Annotated in this window: 20 protein-coding genes; 17 read left to right on the forward strand and 3 right to left on the reverse strand. The window is 34.0% G+C overall.

Features of this window, described 5'->3' with window-relative positions; translation table 11 throughout:
* On the forward strand, window positions 1-545 hold a 545-nt coding region (locus ACR1PN_RS02315; RefSeq protein ID WP_433978710.1), incomplete at its 5' end, for an IS3 family transposase.
* A 62-nt stretch (window positions 546-607) separates the two neighbouring features.
* Here the strand turns inward: ACR1PN_RS02315 and ACR1PN_RS02320 are convergent.
* Window positions 608-2,230: an ABC-F family ATP-binding cassette domain-containing protein gene (locus ACR1PN_RS02320; RefSeq protein ID WP_433978711.1), complete on the reverse strand. Its 1,623-nt coding sequence runs from the start codon at window positions 2,228-2,230 to the stop codon at window positions 608-610.
* A gap of 117 nt (window positions 2,231-2,347) precedes the next feature.
* Here ACR1PN_RS02320 and smpB point away from each other — a divergent pair, with 117 nt between their 5' ends.
* The 5 genes from smpB to ACR1PN_RS02345 all read left to right on the forward strand — a co-directional run bounded on the left by smpB (window position 2,348) and on the right by ACR1PN_RS02345 (window position 7,263).
* A complete protein-coding gene (smpB, locus tag ACR1PN_RS02325) occupies window positions 2,348-2,806 on the forward strand; it encodes an SsrA-binding protein SmpB (protein ID WP_433978712.1) in 459 nt (152 codons plus the stop codon).
* Window positions 2,807-2,883: 77 nt separating this feature from the next.
* On the forward strand, window positions 2,884-4,356 hold the full coding sequence (locus tag ACR1PN_RS02330) for an OmpA family protein (protein WP_433978713.1): 1,473 nt from the start codon (window positions 2,884-2,886) through the stop codon (window positions 4,354-4,356).
* 90 nt (window positions 4,357-4,446) lie between these two features.
* Window positions 4,447-5,187 carry a YebC/PmpR family DNA-binding transcriptional regulator gene (locus ACR1PN_RS02335; RefSeq protein ID WP_433978714.1) on the forward strand — a complete coding sequence of 247 codons (741 nt, stop codon included), beginning with the start codon at window positions 4,447-4,449 and terminating at the stop codon, window positions 5,185-5,187.
* Between the two features lie 278 nt (window positions 5,188-5,465).
* On the forward strand, window positions 5,466-6,290 hold the full coding sequence (locus ACR1PN_RS02340) for a UDP-2,3-diacylglucosamine diphosphatase (protein WP_433978715.1): 825 nt from the start codon (window positions 5,466-5,468) through the stop codon (window positions 6,288-6,290).
* A gap of 1 nt (window position 6,291) precedes the next feature.
* Window positions 6,292-7,263 (forward strand): glycosyltransferase family protein, encoded by a 972-nt coding sequence (locus ACR1PN_RS02345; RefSeq protein WP_433978716.1) that lies wholly within the window; start codon window positions 6,292-6,294, stop codon window positions 7,261-7,263.
* Here ACR1PN_RS02345 and ACR1PN_RS02350 read toward each other — a convergent pair.
* The gene (locus ACR1PN_RS02350) at window positions 7,252-7,542 is read right to left on the reverse strand and encodes a GNAT family N-acetyltransferase (protein ID WP_378176988.1); all 291 of its coding nucleotides are present in this window, start codon (window positions 7,540-7,542) and stop codon (window positions 7,252-7,254) included. The genes ACR1PN_RS02345 and ACR1PN_RS02350 overlap by 12 nt on opposite strands.
* A 188-nt stretch (window positions 7,543-7,730) precedes the next feature.
* Here ACR1PN_RS02350 and ACR1PN_RS02355 point away from each other — a divergent pair, with 188 nt between their 5' ends.
* Entirely contained in the window at window positions 7,731-8,177 is a 447-nt protein-coding gene (locus ACR1PN_RS02355) for a hypothetical protein (protein ID WP_433978717.1), read from the forward strand.
* 71 nt (window positions 8,178-8,248) lie between these two features.
* Here the strand turns inward: ACR1PN_RS02355 and ACR1PN_RS02360 are convergent, their stop codons facing one another.
* Window positions 8,249-8,998 (reverse strand): RDD family protein, encoded by a 750-nt coding sequence (locus ACR1PN_RS02360; protein WP_433978718.1) that lies wholly within the window; start codon window positions 8,996-8,998, stop codon window positions 8,249-8,251.
* A gap of 27 nt (window positions 8,999-9,025) precedes the next feature.
* Between ACR1PN_RS02360 and ACR1PN_RS02365 the strand changes: the two genes are divergently transcribed.
* The 10 genes from ACR1PN_RS02365 (at window position 9,026) to ACR1PN_RS02410 (ending at window position 17,511) form a co-directional block, all read left to right on the forward strand.
* Window positions 9,026-10,009 (forward strand): stage II sporulation protein M, encoded by a 984-nt coding sequence (locus ACR1PN_RS02365; RefSeq protein ID WP_433978719.1) that lies wholly within the window; start codon window positions 9,026-9,028, stop codon window positions 10,007-10,009.
* Window positions 9,993-10,955, forward strand: a complete 963-nt coding sequence (locus ACR1PN_RS02370; protein ID WP_433978720.1) for a DUF4013 domain-containing protein — start codon at window positions 9,993-9,995, stop codon at window positions 10,953-10,955. The genes ACR1PN_RS02365 and ACR1PN_RS02370 overlap by 17 nt, the downstream gene beginning before the upstream one ends.
* Window positions 10,948-11,733 (forward strand): DUF4129 domain-containing protein, encoded by a 786-nt coding sequence (locus tag ACR1PN_RS02375; protein WP_433978721.1) that lies wholly within the window; start codon window positions 10,948-10,950, stop codon window positions 11,731-11,733. Before ACR1PN_RS02370 ends, ACR1PN_RS02375 begins: the two co-directional genes overlap by 8 nt.
* A gap of 17 nt (window positions 11,734-11,750) precedes the next feature.
* A complete protein-coding gene (locus ACR1PN_RS02380) occupies window positions 11,751-12,908 on the forward strand; it encodes a hypothetical protein (protein ID WP_433978722.1) in 1,158 nt (385 codons plus the stop codon).
* A gap of 103 nt (window positions 12,909-13,011) precedes the next feature.
* Complete coding sequence (tnpA, locus tag ACR1PN_RS02385; protein ID WP_433978723.1) at window positions 13,012-13,479, forward strand: IS200/IS605 family transposase; 468 nt, start codon at window positions 13,012-13,014, stop codon at window positions 13,477-13,479.
* A gap of 190 nt (window positions 13,480-13,669) precedes the next feature.
* Window positions 13,670-14,710: an AAA family ATPase gene (locus ACR1PN_RS02390; RefSeq protein WP_433978724.1), complete on the forward strand. Its 1,041-nt coding sequence runs from the start codon at window positions 13,670-13,672 to the stop codon at window positions 14,708-14,710.
* Window positions 14,711-14,767: 57 nt separating this feature from the next.
* On the forward strand, window positions 14,768-15,118 hold the full coding sequence (locus tag ACR1PN_RS02395) for a four helix bundle protein (protein WP_433978725.1): 351 nt from the start codon (window positions 14,768-14,770) through the stop codon (window positions 15,116-15,118).
* 43 nt (window positions 15,119-15,161) lie between these two features.
* On the forward strand, window positions 15,162-16,484 hold the full coding sequence (locus tag ACR1PN_RS02400; RefSeq protein WP_433978726.1) for a DUF58 domain-containing protein: 1,323 nt from the start codon (window positions 15,162-15,164) through the stop codon (window positions 16,482-16,484).
* A 12-nt stretch (window positions 16,485-16,496) separates the two neighbouring features.
* Entirely contained in the window at window positions 16,497-16,994 is a 498-nt protein-coding gene (locus ACR1PN_RS02405) for a YegJ family protein (RefSeq protein ID WP_433978727.1), read from the forward strand.
* Between the two features lie 94 nt (window positions 16,995-17,088).
* Entirely contained in the window at window positions 17,089-17,511 is a 423-nt protein-coding gene (locus tag ACR1PN_RS02410; protein WP_433978728.1) for an OsmC family protein, read from the forward strand.
* The last annotated feature ends 43 nt before the right edge of the window (window positions 17,512-17,554 follow it).

Consider the following 17,554-nt stretch of genomic DNA (forward strand, 5'->3'; position numbering starts at 1 on the left):
AGCAGGGGAAAATAGCACCCAATATTTTGAAAAGAAACTTTAAAGCCGGGCAGCCGAACAAAAAATGGGCAACTGATGTAACAGAGTTTAATGTCTCGGGAAACAAACTTTATCTGTCTCCGATAATCGATTTATTCAACGGTGAAATCATCAGCTATAATCTCTCAGAAAGGCCTGTCTTTGCGCAGATTACAGATATGCTGAAAAAGAGTTTAAAGAAAATTAAAAATACAGAAAATATCATCTTACACTCAGACCAAGGTTGGCAATACCAGATGAAGGCATATCAAAATATCCTAAAAGAAAAAGGAATTATCCAGAGTATGTCCAGAAAAGGAAACTGTCTGGACAATGCCGTGATTGAAAACTTTTTCGGAACGCTGAAATCTGAGATGTTTTATACCAAAAAGTTTAAAACAATCAATGAGTTGAAAAAAGAAATAAAACAATACATCACTTATTACAACAACGACAGAATACGATTAAATCTAAATGGAAAGAGCCCGGTACAGTACCGAACTCTTTTCTTTAATAATTTTGTCTAAACTTTTGGGTGCAGTCTAGTACTTTGAGGAATTTTTCATATAAATTTTAAACTTTTCAGAAATTAAGAATACATTTTTTCTCTTAATTCTTTTACTTTTTTATCAGCAAGATATTCATCGTAAGACATTTCTCTGTCGATGATTCCGTTGGGAGTCAATTCGATGATTCTGTTACAGACAGTTGAAAGCATTTCGTGGTCATGAGAAGCCAATAAAATGTTTCCTTTGAAGTTAGACAGTGAGTTGTTCAAAGTCGTAATGCTTTCCAAGTCTAAGTGGTTCGTAGGCTCATCTAATAAAAGGATGTTTGCTTTCTGAAGCATCATTCTGCTGAACATACATCTCATTTTTTCACCTCCTGAAAGTACTTTACAAGATTTCAACGCTTCATCACCTGAGAAAAGCATTCTTCCTAAGAATCCTCTTACAAATTCTTCGTGACGTTCCTCATCATTTTTAGTGAATTGTCTCAACCAGTCAACCAAGCTAAGATCTTCCTGGAAGAAGTTTGTATTATCTAAAGGCATGTGAGATTGATTTGTTGTAACTCCCCAAGCAACAGTTCCTTTTTCTGCCTGAACGTTTCCAGCTAAAATTTCGAAAAATTCCGTGATTGCTAATGAGTTTTTAGATAAAACAGCAACTTTATCTCCTTTTTTAAGGTTTAAATCAATGTTTGAGAACAATAATTCCCCGTCTTTTGTTTTCTCAAGACCTTTTACATCAAGAATCTGATCTCCCGCTTCTCTTTCCATTTCGAAAATAATGGCAGGGTATCTTCTTGAAGATGGTTTAATATCATCGATGTTCAATTTATCGATCATTTTCTTTCTTGCAGTAGCCTGTTTAGCCTTTGCAACGTTTGAACTAAATCTTGCAATGAAGTCCTGAAGCTCTTTCTTCTTTTCTTCCGCTTTTTTGTTAGCCTGAGCTCTTTGTCTTGTTGCTAGCTGAGAAGCCTGGTACCAGAAAGAATAATTACCAGTGTAAAGATTTAATTTAGCATAATCCAAGTCACCGATGTGTGTACAAACCGTATCCAGGAAGTGACGGTCGTGAGATACAACGATTACTGTGTTTTCGTAGTCAGCCAGGAAATCTTCCAACCAAGAAATGGTATCGATATCAAGGTCGTTCGTAGGTTCGTCTAAGATCAATACGTCCGGATTTCCGAAAAGCGCCTGAGCCAAAAGGACTTTTACTTTGTCTTTGTTCTCAAGCTCGCTCATCATCTGCCAGTGCATGTCTTCTGTAATTCCTACGTTTGAAAGCATGGTCTGTGCATCAGATTCTGCAGTCCAACCTCCCATTTCATCGTAGATCACGCCTAATTCTCCGGCTTTAATTCCGTCCTCATCAGAGAAGTCTTCTTTCGCATAAAGCGCGTCCATCTCTTCTTTTATCTTGAATAATTTCTTGTTACCTCTCAAAACTGCTTCAAGTACCGTAAATTGATCGTAAGCAAAGTGATCCTGCTCAAGAACTGACATTCTTTTTCCAGGTTCCAAAGATACGTGTCCTGTTGTTGGGTCTTGTTTTCCAGTCAATATTTTAAGGAATGTAGACTTTCCTGCACCATTTGCTCCGATAATCCCGTAGCAGTTTCCTTTCGTAAACATGATGTTTACTTCGTCAAAAAGAACTCTTTTCCCGAATTGTAAAGATAAGTTAGATACTGTTAACATATAGTTTTGTAAATTTGGCGCAAAAATACGAAAAGAATTTGGGTAAATGATAATAATGTAATACTCAAGTTTTTATATGAAAGCAAATTTTGTATTTTTAATAACAAAATTAAGATAATGAAGATTGAAAAAACAGTCAGAATATTAAATAAAAGAGCACGATTTGAATATGAAATTCTCGAAGAAGTAGAAGCCGGGATGGTTTTGACGGGTACAGAGATCAAATCGCTACGTATGTCTAAGGCATCAATCACAGAGGCTTTCTGCCAGTTTATTGAGGGTGAATTGTATATCATTAATATGATGATTGATGAATATAAATTGGGAACTTTTTACAATCATAAAACAAAAAGGGAACGAAAGTTGCTCTTGCACAAAAGAGAATTGTTAAAATTTGAAAAAAAGCTTAAGGATGCAGGAAATACAATCATTCCTTTAAAACTTTATATTAATGAAAGAGGCAAAGCTAAAATTATTATCGCCTTGGGAAGAGGTAAAAAACTCTTTGATAAAAGGGAGGCCATAAAAGATAGAGAAAATAAACGAAACCTCGATAGAATATTAAAGAAAAGTTAAAAATCATCCTGAAAACTTTGTTTATAAAGAAAAATTATATTTATTTTGCAATATCAATTATTTAATCATTTAATTCTATGAAAAATCTAAAATTAGGAATTTCAGCATTGGCGCTTACAGTTGCCTCTACTGTTTTCGCTCAGACTACCAACAATCCGTGGATGATCGGAGTTGGTGCTCATGCGGAAAACCATAAAGCACAGGCGGGTAATTTCAGCAATACCTTCTCTGCTTCTAATTTGACGAAGACTATGTTCAATGTGGACAACTTCTCAATTACACCTCCATTATCTAAATTAACAGTTGCTAGAAACATCGGTAAAGGTTTAGTTATCGATTGGCAAACTACTGTAGGTAATGTTGAAAACCAAAGATTCAATATGGGTAAAGAATTCATGTTGATGACAGGTCTTGGTTTCCAGGCTAAGGCAGCTGGTCTTTTATGGAATGAAGAATCTTGGTTCGATCCATATTTAAGAGTAGGTGCTAACTACTTAAGACATGACTATACTGGTCTGTCTTTCCCTAGAACTGATGTTAATGGTGTAGTAGCTGAAAACGGAGAGAACGGAAATGAGCAAGGAAAAGCTAATCATTTCGCTGTTGCAACTGGTGCTGGTGTTAATTTCTGGTTAACTAAAAACTTCGGTTTAGGTGTTCAAGGAGATTATGTTTCGACTCCAGGTGATAAAGCTAACTATGCTAATTTCTGGCAAGCTTCTGCATCTTTGAACTTCAGATTCGGAAACAGAGACAGAGATAAAGATGGCATCTTAGATAAAGACGATTTATGTCCTGATACACCAGGTTTACCAGAATTCCAGGGATGCCCTGATACAGATGGTGATGGTGTTCCAGATAAAGACGATCAGTGTCCAGAAGTTGCTGGTCCGGTTGAAAACAACGGATGCCCTTGGCCAGATACAGATGGTGACGGTGTAATCGACAAAGATGATGCTTGTCCATCAGTTGCAGGTCCTGCAGAAAACAATGGTTGTCCTTGGCCAGATACAGATGGTGACGGTATCTTAGATAAAGATGATGCATGTCCTACAGTTCCTGGTGTTCCAGAACACAACGGATGTCCTCCTCCAGCAGCACCAGAGCCAATCGATGTTGTTATTACAAAAGAATTCAAAGATCTTTTATTTGATTTCAACAAAGCTACAATCAGAAAAGAATCTAACGGTAAATTAGATACTGCAGCTAAAATCATTAAGGATGCTCCAGCTCAGAATTTCGTAATCATCGGTATGACTGACAAAAAAGGTAGTGATGCTTATAACTTGAACTTATCTAGACAAAGAGCTGCTGCAGTAGTTTCTGCTCTTGAAGCTAGAGGTGTTAACCCATCAGTATTGAAATCTATCGGTATCGGTGAGCAAGAAGCTACAGTTCCTGAAACTGCTTCTGACGCTGAAAGACAAGCAGACAGAAAAGTTGTTGTAAGAGCTATCTCTGGATCAGAGTGGGAAACTTACAAGAAGTCTGACTTACCAACTAAAAAAGCTCCGGCTAAGAAAAAAGCTCCAGCTAAAAAAAGAAAATAATTAATTTTTCTAAATAATAAATACCTCCGGTTTCCGGGGGTATTTTTTTTGTTGTTGATTTTGAGTATTTTTGTCGAAATTTAAAATAAAATGGGAAGAGCGTTTGAATATAGAAAAGCTTCTAAAATGGCTCGTTGGGATAAAATGGCCAAAACTTTTTCTAAAATCGGGAAAGACATTGCTTTAGCAGTAAAAGCAGGCGGTCCTGATCCTGAATCCAATCCGGCATTAAGAAGATGCATACAGAATGCAAAAGGTGCAAATATGCCGAAAGATAATGTAGAAAGAGCTATAAAAAAAGCAAGTGGTGCCGATGCAGAAAACTACGAAGAAGTAACCTACGAAGGTTATGGACAGGGAGGTGTTGCATTTTTTGTAGAATGTACAACAAATAATACAACAAGAACTGTTGCTAATGTAAGAGCGGTTTTTAATAAGTTTGACGGAAACCTTGGGAAGAACGGTGAACTGGCTTTCATATTCGATAGAAAAGGAATCTTTACAATCGATTTGGCGCAGATCAAGATGGATTGGGATGATTTCGAAATGGAAATGATTGACGGTGGAGCTGAAGATGTGGAGAAGGATGAAGAAGAAGTGATGATTACCACTGCTTTTGAAGATTTCGGTTCTTTGTCTCATAAACTGGACGAGCTTGGTATTGAAGCAAAAAGTGCAGAATTACAGAGAATTCCAAATAATACAAAAGAAGTTACAGAAGAGCAGTTTAAGGCAAATATGAAAATGCTTGATCGCTTCGAGGAAGATGATGATGTACAAAACGTATATCACAACATGGAAATAACAGACGAGTTATTAGAATCTTTATAGAAATAAACTACTGTTTGTAGCAAATAATATTTTGCCACGAATTCACGAATTTTATTCATCAAATAAGCCTTGTTCAAAGATTTATTGATTTTCATTCGTGTATTCGTGGCTATTTTTTTTAAGTATAACAATAAAAATAACATAGTATTCACATACAGTTAATTTTCAATTAGTTTCTTTGCAGAAGAATCAATTGTGAAATCGCCATCCTTGGTAAATAGAAATACTAATCGACATGGCGATCACTTTTGGTCATTAGTTAAGATAAATATCTGCAAATGAAAAGAAACGTAGAATTGGTTGTCATTTCGGATGTACATTTGGGAACTTACGGATGTAAGGCTAAAGAACTTCTGCGGTATCTGAATTCTATTCAACCTAAAACCTTAGTTTTAAATGGCGATATTATCGATATTTGGCAGTTTAAAAAATCTTACTTCCCGAAGCCTCATTTAAAAGTTATTAAAAAGATTATTTCTTTTGCAACTAAAAATACAAATGTCTACTATATTACCGGTAATCATGATGAAATGTTCAGAAAATTTACCGATTTCGAATTGGGTAAGCTGAAAGTCTGTAATAAGCTCTGCCTTGATATTAATCACAAAAAGACATGGATTTTTCACGGGGATGTTTTCGATGCTTCGGTTCAGCATTCAAAATGGATAGCAAAACTGGGTGGAAAAGGCTATGATCTTCTCATTGTTATTAATAATGTTATAAATTGGTTTTTAGAAAAAATGGGTAAGGAAAAATATTCATTTTCAAAAAAAATCAAGAATAACGTAAAAAAAGCAGTAAAGTATATCGGTGATTTTGAATTGACAGCTTCAGAACTTGCCATAGATAATGGTTATGATTACGTTATTTGCGGCCACATTCATCAGCCGCAGATGAGAGAAGTGATTAATAAAAAGGGTTCCTGTATTTATTTGAATTCCGGAGACTGGATCGAAAATTTATCAGCTTTGGAATTTGACCAGAATAGATGGACGATTTTTCATTACGAAGATCATAAGCATTTGCTGAAAGACGATGAAACCGAAGAAATTCATGATATTAACACTTCTGACCTTTTAAAAATTGTAACTCAATTTACCTAAAATGAAAATTTTATATGCGTTTCAGGGAACAGGGAACGGTCACGTCGCAAGAGCACAGGAGATTATTCCGATTCTTAAAAAATATGCTTCGGTCGATACATTGATCAGTGGCCATCAGTCTCAATTAAGGGCTGATTTTCCTATTAATTTCCAACATCAGGGTGTTTCTTTGCTTTATAATAAAACGGGCGGAATTTCGTATACAAAAATTCTTTTCGAAAATAATTTTATCAAAGCGTTTAAAACAATTAAAAATATTGATTTAAGCAGATATGATTTAATCATCAATGATTATGAGCCTTTGACAGGCTGGGCTTGCAAAATACAAAATTTAAATATGATCGAACTGAGTCATCAGGCTTCGATGAGTTTTAAGGAAACACCAAAACCGGTAAAAAAAGATTTTTTCGGAGAATTGATTCTGAAATACTATGTTCCAAGTGAGCGAAAAATAGGTTTCCATTTTGAAAATTATCATCCTCAAATTAAAAAACCTGTCATCAGAAAAAAAATCAGAAATCTGAATGCTGATAAAAAAGGATTTTATGTTGTTTACCTCCCGAGTTTTTCAGATGAAAATATTATTAAAGTTTTAAGAGAAATTCCCGTAGAATGGAAAATTTTTTCAAAATATAATAAACTTCAGGTGAGAATTGAAAATGTTGAAGTTTTCCCGATTGATGAGATTCAATATTTAAAATCTTTCGAAAGCTGTGACGGAATTTTATGCAATGCAGGTTTTGAAACTCCTGCCGAAGCACTTTTCATGGATAAAAAACTTTTTGTGATTCCTATTCACAATCAGTATGAGCAGGAATGTAACGCAGCTGCGCTAGACAAAATGGGAATTCCGAATTCTAAAGTTTTAGATTTAGATGAAATTAAAAATTGGGTGGCTTCAGATCTTCATTTTAAAGTTGATTATCCCGATGACATTGAGGATATTCTTCTGAATGAAGTCTTAGTTCTGTAAAAAAATATCTTCCACATCATTCATTCTTCTCATTACGGCTCTGGCATAAGAACAATGCGGATATACTTTCCAATTATTTTCTCTTGAAAATTTAATGGCTTCCTCTACCAGAAATTTTCCCATTCCACGACCTTCAAATTCCGGATGAACCAAAACGAAGGAAATAATCAATTTTTGGTCTTCAGGAAATATCGTATATGTTAGTCTTCCTATTTCTTTGATTTCGTTGTTAAGTGTAATCACTCCGCCGTTTCCTGATTTATTATTTTCGAATTTCATAGCTTCTAATTTAATTAGGATTAAAAATACAAAAACTGAACCGCGCAGGTTTTGATATACATCAAGAAATAAATAATGAGTTTTCTGAATAATGAATATCGTTAGGTTTTTCAGAAGAAATCAGTACTAAAAACAGAATCTTTTAAAAGAAAATACCAAATATTCCGTTTAATTCTTAAATTTGACCAATGCGAAAGAATTTTTACCTTATCACTCTATCATTTTGTCTTGTAAGTTGTTATACCTATCAAGTGAGAAAACCTGTGGATCCGACAGCTGACAATAAGAAAGATCCTAAAAATAATGCTACTGTTGCTAATAACAATGCTTCCGGACAAAAAGATATGCAACCTGTGCCTGCTCCGATCAATGTTAAGGAGAAATTGGCAGCCAATAAAAATGTTAGAATTGATGTTGATGGTAAAAGCTATAAGGTGATTGTTGACCGTTGGGAAAACGACAGCCTTGTTGCGCACCCTGTTCGTCAGCCTGATAAGATTCTGAAATTCCATAAAAACCAGATCAATGCCGAGAAAATTGCTGAAAAAAGATTTTCTCAACCGATTGCCGATATTATTACGGTTACAGTGTATGCAGGTATTGGTGTCGGAATTTGGGCACTTTTACAACAGTAAAATTATTTTGTTTTAAGTACATTGTAATTGTCAATGCGTTATTGAGTAATTTCCTTAATACTCACTATCGATCAATTGTCTTTTCCCGTGTAGTAATTATAATCTTTAATAATAATTCCGATAAACTGTCTTTCCGTCATTTTTATAGCATCATAATCAAGTTTTAAAATCGAAATGATTTTATTTGAAAGTTTGCTAATGACTTGTCGGTCATCAATTTTTACGGCTTTCAAATAATTGTCTTTAATAATTCTCATATCGTTATCTGAAAGAGCAATAACCTGTGGAAAAGTAGGAATGTAATCTTCGTGAATATTTTCAAGAATCGTGTGAGAAATATTGATGTTATTTTTTAGTGAAATGACAGCGGTTCCGGAAGCAATATCTCCCAATCGCTGGTTGTTTTTAGAAACAATCATAGAAACTAAGCCCACCACTCCTGCGAAAGTTGTATCGATCAATCTGAATACCCAACGAATCAGATAATCTCCGAAACTTGCCTGATAACCATCAATTTTTACCACTCGTATTTTCATCAGTTTTTTTCCGGGAGTTTGCCCTTCCATCAAACTCTCAAGAACGACAGGATAAATAGAAACGGGTAGTGTAATTGCAATATAAACTGCCATTTGTGACCATTGATCTAGCCCGTCCAGAAGGTACCCCAAGTTTAAAATGCTGAAGAAAATATAGAACGCTGCAATAATGTATGCCACTTTAATAGCGCCGTCTATTAGGTACGCCAGAATCCTTTCTCCAATACTTGCAGTGATAAAATTAATATTTACATTTTGAGAGGTATTAATCGCAATTTGAGACATAATTTTTATTATTTTAGCCTTACAATTATGAGAGAGGTTTATTTCATTAAACAAAATAAAGAAAAATGGTTGGGAATCGAGCAGGTTGTTCAAGGGAAAATTAAAAAAAATCCTGATGACCTGTCTTCGCTGTATATCAATCTTGTGAATGATCTTTCATTTGCACAGACTTATTATCCTAAAAGCAATACCGTTGTTTATCTCAATCACCTTTCTTCACAGATTTTTCAGAAAATTTATAAAACAAAAAGAGTAGAGGAAAACAGAATTGTTTATTTCTTTAAAACTGAGGTTCCGCTTATTGTTTACGAATACAGAAGATATCTCGTTTATTCTTTTATTTTCTTTATATTTTTTATGCTGATCGGAGTTCTTTCGGCAATTTACGATAAAGATTTTGCCAATCTTATTCTGAGTGAAGGCTATGTAAATATGACCATCGAAAACATAAAAAACGGAAATGCAGTTGGTGTTTATCAGGATGGTTCGACTTGGGGAAGTACGATCGGTATTACATTTAACAATATTCTTGTCGGAGCAAAACTATACATTTACGGAATTACCTGCGGTTTGGGAACTTTATATCTTCTCATGCAGAATTCTATTATGGTAGGTACTTTCCAGTATTTTTTCTACGAACACGGAGCCTTGGGGGACAGTGCAAGAGGAATTTGGCTTCACGGAGCATTCGAGATTTTCAGTATGGTGGTTGAAGGAATGTGCGGATTGATTTTAGGTACTTCGATTCTTTTTCCTAAAACACTCTCAAGGTTTAACTCTTTTAAAAACGGATTCAAAAATTCATTCAAAATATTTTTAAGCACCGTTCCATTTACGGTTTGTGCCGGAATTATTGAAGGTTATGTAACGAGACATGCTCTGAAAATGCCTTTGGCTCTTAACCTGGTCATTATTTTCGGCTGTCTCGGAATCATAGGCTTTTATTATTTTATCTATCCTCATATTGTTAACCGAAGAGTAAAAAACCAGATTAATGATGCAATTTTATAAAAAAAGAGATTTCGGAGCGTTTATCAGCGATAGTTTTGCGTTCTTCAAGTTATACGGCAAAAATTATTTCAAAAATTATATTCTGCTGAACGGGCTATTGATGATCGTAATGGTCGCCATCTTTATTTTTGGGTACAGAGAGCTTCTTATGCAGATTTTTGGCTCGAATATGAATGGCGAAAGTTATTATTTTGAATCGTATTTTGAGAATAATATGGGAATGTTTATTGTGCTTGGTGTCATTACATTTATACTTTTCGTGACATTGATGATCGTCAATTATCTCTTCCCTGTTTTTTACATGAAAAGATTGGCAGAAGGACAAACGATAATAAAAACGGATGACATTTTAGGAGATTTTAAACAAAATGCGGGACGAATCGGAAAGCTTTTATTGGGTTTAATTCTTATTGTGATGCCTTTAGCAACCATCATTGTAGGGATTTCATATGCTTTGATTTTCATCGTTATAGGCTTCTTTATTTTGCTGCTTGTTTTTCCTGTGGTCATCAATATCATCAACTTTTTAATGTTTGATTACTTCAACAGCAGCAGAGGTTTTTTTGAAAGTTTAAGCTATTCTATCCGTTCTCAGTTTTCTTATTCAAACAACAGAGACGGCTCGCCTTACTGGAAATATTGGGGAGCAACATTGGTATTGCTGATTATTCTGTATGTAATTACCACTATTTTTACAATGATTCCGATGATACTCTTTATGATGAATCTTTTCACCACTGCGCCTGATGGAAATTTTGAGCAAAATCCTTTTGCTGGTGGTTTCGGAGTGCTGGTTTTTGTTTTGTACGGGGTTTCTACGCTTGTTTCGTTTTTCCTCTCAAATATACTGTATGTAAATTCTGGGTTGATGTATTACGACAGCAGAAGAGATTTTCACCAGAAAGTAGAACTTGAAGAAATTGAAACGATTGGTGTCAATGAATAAAATCCTTCTTTTTTTATTAATGATTCTGAATCTTGGGGTTGTAAAAGCTCAGGATTATGAAGACGATTTTTATATTGAAGATACTGTTGTGACCTCACATTACAAAAATATGTATGTGGCAGATTCGGTTTTAAAAGCTAATCCTCAAACTGAAAACACCGTTTTTCCAAAGAAATTTAAAGAAAATCTTCTTGCAAGATATAAAGGAAATGAGTTCGATTATACGACCTCAAAGCCAAGAGAATCTTTTTTTGAAAAATTGCAACGTAAAATTGCCCAGCTTATTCGTGCAATTTTCGGAGATACAAGTTTAGAAACATCATCACAGATTACAAGTATGGTTATCAGACTGTTTGCCATCATTTTGGTTGGGTTTTTACTGTATTTTATCATTAAATTTTTAATTAATAATAATGGATTAAGCTTTTTTGGTAAGAAGAATAAGAAAGTTGAAATCAATGAAGAGGAGCTTCATGAAAATATTCATGAAATCAATTTCCCACAAAGTATTGCAAGATTTGAAAATGGCGGAGATTACCGTTCTGCAGTGCGTTATCAGTTCCTTTTCATCCTCAAAAAACTGAGTGATAAAAAACTTATCCTCTGGAATCCTGAAAAAACAAATAAAGACTATGTTTCTGAATTAAAAGCAAATCATCTGAAAAATGATTTTTACAATCTTTCCTATATTTTCGATTACGTTTGGTACGGAGAATTCAGTATTGATGAAAACAGTTACAATAAATTTAAAAACCAGTTTCACAATTTTAAACCTTAAATAATCTTCTTAAAAAAATGAATAAAACTTTCAAAATATATGCTATCATTTTCATCATTGTCATGGTGATTCTTGCATTGTTTGAAGTAAATAAAAAGGAAGTAATAGACTGGCGCAAAAATTTTGATGTGAATCAGAAATCTCCTTTCGGACTTTTTGTTTTCAATAAAGAAGTGAAGGACCTGTTCAAAAATAAACTGTCTAAAATAGATGTAGCTCCTTACAAATATTACGCTGAGAAAAGCAGAAAACCGCACAATATTCTCATTATAGAAAGTGAAATTGATGAAGAATCTTGGAAGAAGATTTTTGATGAGGTTTCCAAAGGTTCCGATGCGATGATTATTGCCACAAGACTTCCAAAGAACATTTCAGATTCTATTGGCTTTTATGGTTCGAAAATTTCCTATGAAGATCAAAATGTTTTAAAACTGACCGATAAAAAATACCAGAATGATTTTATTAAGCTTGATAAATTTCCGTCGGGAAGAGGTTTTTCTTACATCAAACCCAAAGTTCAGATTTTAGGAAAAACCGTTGAGGAAAACAACGATGACCAGGCAAATTTTATCAAAGCACCCTTCGGAAAAGGAAATATCTACGTGCATTGCGAACCGCTGTTCCTGACCAATTATTATCTGCTGAAATCAGGAAATGTAAGATATGCACAAAGTGTTTTTTCTTATTTAAATGACAAAGAAACGCTGTGGTTTGTAGAAAGCAATACTCGAGAATCTAGCTTTCTGTTAAGATTTATTCTCGGAAATCCACCATTGAAATACGCTTGGTGGGTGTTTTTAGGAGGAATGGTTTTGTTTATCATTTTTAATGCAAAACGTAAACAAAGAATTGTTCCCATCATTGAACCTTTAAAAAATACTTCAGCAGATTTTGTGAAAAGTATCGGAAATCTTTACCTGCAGGAAGGAGATTTTCATGATATGATGGCGAAAAAAGCACAATATTTTTTAAATAAAATAAGAATTGATCTTTTGATTGATACCCAGAATCTGAATAACGAATTTGCGAAAAAACTTGAGTTGAAAACCGGAAAACCAGCAGAAATGATTACCGAAGCCATTGATTTAATCAAGAGAGCGCAAGATCCTTATGCAAGTGTAATGAAAGAAGATTTGACGCGCATTAATAAGCTTTTGGATGATATTTTACAATAGAGATTTCGGAAGGCTCCGGAGGAGTCTAACCTTTGTAGAAAAAATGAAGTTATAAAGAAATTTGAGCTCCGTAGGAGCGAAACAATAGAACCTTAATTAAAAAATGGCGAATACCTATTCACAAATTTATGTTCAATTTATTTTTGCGGTAAAAGGCAGAGAGAGGTTGATTAGTGATGAATATCGTGTACGCTTGGAAAAATATATTACCGGAATTATTGAGAATCATCATCAAAAATTATTGGCTGTTTATGCAAATACGGATCACATTCATATATTAATCGGATATAATAACTTGAATGTTCTTTTGCCTAATCTTGTAAGAGATATTAAATCTAATTCTTCAAAACTAATTAATGATGAAAATTGGTTTACCGGAAAATTTCACTGGCAGGAAGGTTATGGTGCATTTTCGTATTCTAAAAGCCAAATTGATTCGGTGATTAAATATATTTTAAATCAGAAGAAGCATCACGAAAAACAATCTTTTAAAGAAGAGTATATTGAATTTTTAACAAAATTTGAAATTGATTATAAGAATGAATATGTTTTTGAATTTTATGATGACTAAGGTGTCGCTCCTACGGAGCTCCACAAAATAACATAAAATCGCCTACAAAGGTTGAACTCCTACGGAGTTCGTCATTCTTAAAACTAAATAGAAGTAATTTGCTGTCGAGGAGGAAGGCTCCGGAGGAGTCTGAGCTTTGTAGAAAAAATAAGAAGCGAAACAGTTTTTCAAAAATAAAAAACAGAATAATATGGAAAATAACGAAGAATACAATGTAGAACCTCAAAATTCTATTAACTTAAATAAAGAACAAAAAACTCAGGACGAATTTCAATCGAGAATTGATATGATTGACCTTCGTGAAAATTTAAATAAGGTAAAAACGGAAATTGCAAAGGTAATTGTCGGTCAGGAAAACATGGTTGAGCATCTTTTAGCGGCTTTACTTTCTAACGGTCATGTTTTGATTGAAGGAGTTCCCGGAGTTGCAAAAACGATTACTGCTAAGTTATTGTCAAAAACAATAGATGTAGATTTCAGCAGAATTCAGTTTACACCGGATCTGATGCCTTCAGATATTTTGGGGACGTCGGTTTTCAGCATGAAAAATTCTGAATTTGAGTTTAAAAAAGGTCCGATTTTCTCAAGCTTTGTTCTGATTGATGAGATCAACCGTTCTCCGGCAAAAACTCAGGCTGCTTTGTTTGAAGTGATGGAGGAAAAGCAGATTACCATCGATGGAACCCGCTATGAAATGGAAGAACCTTTCCTTGTCATCGCGACCCAAAACCCGATTGAACATGAAGGAACTTATAGACTTCCCGAAGCGCAGCTTGACCGATTTTTATTTAAAATTAATGTAGGCTATCCGACGCTTGAGCAGGAAGTTGCGATTATCAAAAATCAGCATGACAACAGACTGGAAGATAAAACGGAGGCTATCAATAAGGTAATTACAGCGCAACAGCTTAATAATTATCAGAAGCTGGTAAAAAAAATTATTGTTGAGTCTCAACTGATTGAATACATTGCTAAAATCATCATCAATACGCGAGAAAATCAGTTCTTATATTTAGGCGCTTCGCCAAGGGCAAGTTTGGCATTGTTAACAGCTTCAAAAGCTTTTGCTGCATTAAGAGGAAGAGATTTTGTAACGCCTGAAGATATCAAGGAGGCGAGTTATGCCGTTTTGAGGCACAGAGTGATTGTTTCTCCTGAAAGAGAAATGGAAGGCTTGACAGCAGATGAAATTATCAGACAGATTCTGGAAGGAATAGAAATTCCGAGATAGATTGCAGGTAATAGATTTTAGGTTATAGGTAATGATTCGAGTTTAAAATATTTCGGGATGGCTAATTTTAAAGAGCTTTTAGTTTGGCAAAAATCAATAAGTTTTGTTACTGAAATTTATCAATTAACAAATGTTTTTCCTAAAGACGAAATGTACGGATTGACTTCTCAGATAAGAAGAGCCTCCATTTCAATTCCGTCAAATATTGCAGAAGGAAACTCAAGAAGAAGTGTCGCAGATTATTTGCAATTTCTAAAAATTGCAAGAGGAAGCAGTGCTGAAATTGAAACGCAATTAATTATTGCTAAAAATCTCAAATTTTTGAGCGAAGAAAATTATTTAAAGTTAAATCAAGATATTACTGAAATTTCAATAATGCTAAACGGACTCATCAATTCATTAAAATAACTAAGAACTTTAAACTGCAACCTAAACCCTAAAATCTGCAACCTTGAAAAACCTATATATCAATACACGCTTTTTTTTCGCACTCATCGGTGTAGGAATGTTGTATGTTCTGGCATTCTTCTTTCCGTTTTTTATGATTTTAGGGCATTCCTTTTTATTGTTGATTTTCCTAACCGTTTTTGTGGATTATTTACTTGTTTTCAGACAGAAAGATGCGGTTTTAGCACAGAGAATTTTACCTGAAAAATTATCAAATGGTGACGAAAATGCCATAAAGGTTGATATTAAAAATAATTACATTTTTAAAATTAAAGTAAAGGTTATCGATGAAATTCCGTTTCAGTTTCAGAAAAGAGATTTTTTAATGACAAAAGAAATTGAATCAGGGAAAAATGTTTTGTTTCAGTATTTTTTAGAACCGAAAGAACGGGGCGAATATAATTTTGGAGCACTAAATATTTACGCTTCTTCTCCGATTGGTTTTATCTCCAAAAGATTTATCTTTCAGAAAGATACTTCTCTGGCTTCTTATCCGTCATTTATTCATTTAAGAAAATACGAGTTGATGGCACTTCAGAACGAATTTCTTTTAGGGGGAATCAAAAAAATCCGAAAACTGGGACATACGATGGAATTTGAGCAAATCAAAGAATATGTTCCCGGAGATGATGTTCGAACGATCAACTGGAAAGCAACTTCAAAAACGAATCGTCTGATGGTGAATCAGTTTCAGGACGAGAAATCACAGCGTATTTTTATGCTGATTGATAAAGGAAGAACCATGAAAATGCCCTTCAACGGTTTGAGTCTTCTTGATTATTCCATCAACGCAACCATGGCTTTGTCACATATTATTCTGAAAAAAGGCGACCGCGCCGGAATGATGACCTTCTCCAAAAAAGCTGAAAATAAAGTGGCTGCAGAAAATAAATCCGGACAATTAAGAAAAATTTCAGAAGCATTATATAATATTAAAACCGATTTTTTTGAAAGTGATTTTAACCGATTGTATCAGGATGTAAAATATTCAATTAATCAGCGAAGTCTAGTTTTGTTATTTACCAATTTTGAAACATTGGACGGATTAAACCGACAGATGAAATATCTTCGTGGAATTGCAAAAAATCATTTGTTGGTTGTTGTTTTCTTTAAAAACACTGAAATTCAGAAGCTCATTCATTCTAATCCTGAAAGTATGCAGGAAATTTATGATGAAATTATTGCTGAGAAATTTGAGTTTGAAAAGAAACTCATTATTCAGGAATTAAGAAAATACGGAATTTATTCTGTCTATACTTTACCAGAAAATCTTAATGTAGAAGTAATTAATAAGTATCTTGAGATCAAAGCAAGAGGAATTTTATAAATAAAAAAACAGATGAAAAAATTAATTATTGTTGCAACAGTTTCATTAATAACTTTAAGCTGCGAAAATAAAAGAGAAAGAATTCAGAGAGAGGGCGAACCGGAAGTTTTGCTTGTTGAGTCTGAAGATGCAGGCATGAATGCTGCTATTGAAAATGCAAAGAAAACTTTTAAAACCAATTTTCATCCTGCATTGATAAGTAAGAATCCTGATTTCTCAAATTTTGCGATTAAACAAAGATTTGATACTCCTGAAGGCGGCGAAGATATCTGGATCGGCGACATTGTCTTCGATAACGGAAAATATCGTGGAACTGTTCAGAATGAGCCTGTAAATCCTCTTGATGTTAAGCTTGGTGATGAGGTTGTTGTTAACCTTGAAAATCTTTCCGACTGGATGTATTATGATAAAAATATTGTGAAAGGAGCTTACACTGTAAAGGTTTTAAGAGAAACCATGAGTGATGAGGAAAAGAAAGAAATGGACTCTCAAGGACTGATTTACGGATAATCCTAAAATTTAATCTTAACCGGATATTTTATAATTTTGCAATAAGCAATAAGCAATAAGCAATAAGCAATAAGCAATAAGCAATAAGCAAAAAATGAAAATTACTTTAAACAGAATCAACGACAATTTTTTATTTGAATGTACCAACACTCAGGGAAATTCAATTTTATTAGATAATACTTCTCAGCCAGGAGCAAAAGGAGTTTCTCCAATGGAAAGTGTTTTAATGGCGGTTGCGGGTTGTAGCGGAATTGACGTTGTTTCTATTCTTAAAAAACAAAGACAGGAAATTACGGATTTTAAAGCTGAAGTTGAAGGCGAAAGAATTCCTGTGGATGATGCAAAACCTTTCAAATCAATCACGGTAAAGTTTTTTTTGGAAGGAAATATAGATACTAAAAAAGCATTAAAAGCTTCAGAATTATCATTCGAAAAATACTGTTCTGTATCAAAAACATTAGAACCAAACGTAGAAATTGGCTATGAAGTTTTTGTAAATGGAGAAAAAGTAGAATAATAGAGTATTTAGGGTTTGAGAGTTATGGATTTCTTATCCCTCA

It is taken from the genome of Chryseobacterium sp. RLHN22, assembly GCF_051011795.1.
GTDB classification, from domain to species: Bacteria; Bacteroidota; Bacteroidia; order Flavobacteriales; family Weeksellaceae; genus Chryseobacterium; species Chryseobacterium zhengzhouense.